Below are 3,741 nucleotides of genomic sequence, written 5' to 3' on the forward strand. Positions count from 1 at the left end.
AGAACGACAACTGATTTACCATTTTTCAACTTATACTCTTCAGTAAAAGGACGAACTTCTTTGACTTCCTTAGCATTAGCAGCCAAGTATTTCAAATCAAGTTCCAAGTCAAAGTGACCGGAGTTACAAACGATCGCACCATCTTTCATCGCATCGAAGTGTTCACCACGAACGACGTGCTTGTTACCAGTCACAGTGATAAAAATATCACCTTCGGGTGCAGCTTTAGCCATTGGCAGGACGCGGAAACCATCCATCACAGCTTCAATTGCCTTGATGGGGTCGATTTCGGTGACGATGACATTAGCACCCATCCCACGGGCGCGGAGGGCTGTACCTTTACCACACCAGCCATAACCAACGACAACAATGTTTTTACCAGCCAACAAAATATTTGTGGCGCGGATAATGCCATCTAGGGTTGATTGACCAGTACCATAGCGATTATCAAAGAAGTGCTTGGTGTCGGCGTCGTTGACGTTGACTGCGGGGAAGGTGAGTACGCCATCTCTAAACATGGCGCGTAACCGCACGATACCAGTGGTGGTTTCTTCGGTACTACCAATCAAATCAGCAATTTGGTGTTGGCGGTGTTGGATTAAAGCCGCAACTACATCGCTACCGTCGTCAACAATAATGTTGGGGCGATGATCTAAAGCTATTTGGACGTGGCGGTTATAAGTTTCGTTATCTTCGCCTTTTTGAGCAAAGACAGGAATTTCATGATCGAGGACGAGGCTAGCGGCTACGTCATCTTGAGTTGATAGGGGATTGCTAGCAATTAAAACAGCATCTGCACCACCGGCTTTCAGAGCGATCGCCAAATGTGCTGTTTCTGTTGTAATGTGGGCGCAAGCTACAAGGCGTAACCCAGCGAAGGGTTTTTCTATGGCGAAGCGATCGCGGATTTGCCCTAAAACTGGCATTTCCCGTCCAGCCCATTCAATGCGCTGTCTTCCCAAGGGAGCTAGGGCGAGGTCTTTAACCTCGTGCTTTAATCGGGGAGAAGTTGCGGTCATCAAAAATTACCTCAAAAAGTTAAAAAAGGTACGTAAAATTTACGCCCTCTACTAGGTTATTCTACCACTGGCGATTTTTGCTTGAAAGAAAGCAAATCACTAGTCAATAGTTCTCAAAAATAGCTATGACGCTTGATTAGCTGAATTCAACTTCATTCCCAGGTTCTTCCTTTTTGTTTTATCTTTGGTAAGAGTCAGACTTTTACAAGACTCAAATCTTGATTCTAAGTACATCGTCATCTGTCTAAAGATAGATAATAACCAAAAAAACATCAAAACTTCATCATCTAAAGGAAAAACCTTAACTTTAGATAAATACATTTACTTAAACTAATTGCGGAGGATGGTTTATAGAAGTAGTCAGTAGTAAATTTTACTCAAGGAGGTGTTTGAGTGCGCTTTCAATTTTTGGCGTTGGCTTTGCCCGCCGTAGGCATCGCTAGTTCAATAGCCATAGTTGCTGTATCTGTGCCAAAAGCCACAGCCCAGATTCCTTTTTTACCACAGATGCAAGCTCCCAGCAGTGTGAGTAATGATTCAAATAATAGAGTTGTTTCAGGCTGGATTTATTTAGATGGTCGTCCGTTATTTCAGATCGCGGCATCAAAAACCAACTTTCCTGAGCGTTCAGAAGACATCCAAAAGAAGTTGCAGAAAATTGGCCAAAATTACTTTCAGTCACCAGCAAAAACAGCAGTCAAGGTAGAAGTTCGGAAAGTAAATGAATTACCAGTAATTTATGTCAACGGTCAATATCTGATGACGATCACTTCTGAGGATGCCAGGCTGCGACAGGTAGATATGTCAACATCGGCAAATCAAATCGTCGAATCATTACAAGAAGACTTGCAAGAAGCAAAGCAAGAAAGACAAACTCAATCTTTAATTGACCAAGGTAAAATTGCTGCGGGCATCGCACTGACAATAATTGTCATAAGTTGGGGGGTACATAGCTGGCAGAGGCGTTCAAGAAAGGATTCAGTACACCCCCAAAAGGAACTCTTCAACCACCCAACACCAGCAGATCAACCAATTACAACACAACTAAATCAACGCCAACATCAGCATCTGCAAGAAGTCAAAAAACGATTGTTTGAGCTAACTCAAGCCGGAATTTGGGTAGGTGGAAGTTTCTTGATATTGGGTTTATTTCCTTATACACGAGGGTTTCAGGTAGGAATTCTTACAGCTGCTCAATTTCCTTTGCGATTAGGTGTCGTATTACTAGGAACTTATGTAACTGTTCGTCTCAGCTATGCCTTAATTGACCGCTTCGCCTCCACTCTCATCAGCAGTGGAGCCTTCCTAACCTTAGAAAGTTCTGAACGGCTGCAACTGCGAGTTTCCACATTTTCTAGTGTGACTAAAAGCATCGCTACTGTTATCTGCGTAGGAGTAGGTTTCTTGTTAGCGCTGGTGTCATTGGGGATAGATATCGTTCCCTTATTAGCGGGTGCTAGTTTAGTTGGTGTTGCAGTGTCTCTGGCCTCGCAAAACTTAATTAAAGATGCGATTAACGGTTTTTTGATAATTATAGAAGACCAGTACGCTTTAGGCGATGTGATTACTGTGGGAGACGTGGGAGGCTTAGTAGAAAATCTGAATCTGCGGATGACCCAACTGCGGGATTCCGAAGGGCGCTTGATCACAATTCCCAATAGTGAAATTAAAGTTGTTGCCAATCTTTCTAGTCGTTGGTCACGAGCCGATTTGACAATTCCGATCGCCTACCAAGCCGATACAGAACAAGCTTTGAAGTTAATTGAAACTGTTGCCGAGAAGATGAGTCAAGAACTGCAATGGCAGCATCAAATTTTGGAACCGCCACAAGTTTTGGGAATAGATCAATTTGGCGATCGCGGTTTGATCATTCGTGTATGGATTAAAACACAGCCCCTCAAACAATGGGATGTCGCACGGGAGTTTCGCCGTCGCCTGAAAGTTGCCTTAGACAAAGCCGGAATTTCTATTTCTGTGCCTCAACAAGCAATTTGGGTCAATGATGATCAGTTATTAAATTTTCACTCTAAAGAATTAAGTCAGAGATAAGTCAGCGTTAACTTAAAGTAATAAATCTACTTCGCATTCGTTGGACTGGAGCGGAATTTCAATGACAAATTCTGTTCCTTGTCCCACGGTAGAGTGACAATACAGTTTGCCGTGATGGTTTTCTGTGATAATTTGATGGCTGAAGGTGCTTAGAATTTCACTTTTGAAACCAAGAGTGGGGCTGGACGTGTTCCTCACTATAAAATGCCGTAGAGAGAAACAGTTGGAGTACCTTGAAGGAAGATTTGGATATCCTTACCAGGACTCAGATGCCTAGACCATACGCAAGCATATGGTCTAGGAGCGTCACGGTTGTGTTGCCCTTTTGTAATCAACGTTTCTGCTTGTAGAGTGACTTTTTATTTTCTCATTAAGAGTGTAAAGCCTTGATCTTTTATCATTCAGCCCCAATAAAGCCATCACGGGAAAATTACAGGCTACATTTACACAACCGCTTTGAGAACCCGTAAAGTACGAGTGTTCGCCTAAGTCTCTTAGAGTTACAATCTCAAACCTTTTGCGATCGCTAGCTTAAGAGGATGTTTGAAAAGTCATCCAACGTATGTTTGACTACTCTGGCTATCGAGAAGTTAAACGAGATAATGAGAGTTATGGGACTTGCGATCACTTCTCTAAGTTGCATTTAAGGCTCAAGCTGACACTTTTCAAACAA

General features: G+C 42.8%; 2 protein-coding genes. One reads left to right on the top strand and one right to left on the bottom strand.

Annotation, left to right across the window (positions count from 1 at the left end; genetic code table 11):
* Positions 1-1,019: adenosylhomocysteinase (gene ahcY, locus ACEW80_RS29220; RefSeq protein WP_373529962.1), on the bottom strand; the 1,019-nt coding region annotated here is incomplete at its 3' end.
* 393 nt (positions 1,020-1,412) lie between these two features.
* Here ahcY and ACEW80_RS29225 point away from each other — a divergent pair.
* Entirely contained in the window at positions 1,413-3,068 is a 1,656-nt protein-coding gene (locus ACEW80_RS29225) for a mechanosensitive ion channel family protein (protein WP_373529963.1), read from the top strand.
* The last annotated feature ends 673 nt before the right edge of the window (positions 3,069-3,741 follow it).

The organism is Nostoc sp. (assembly GCF_041747015.1).
Lineage (GTDB): Bacteria > Cyanobacteriota > Cyanobacteriia > Cyanobacteriales > Nostocaceae > Nostoc.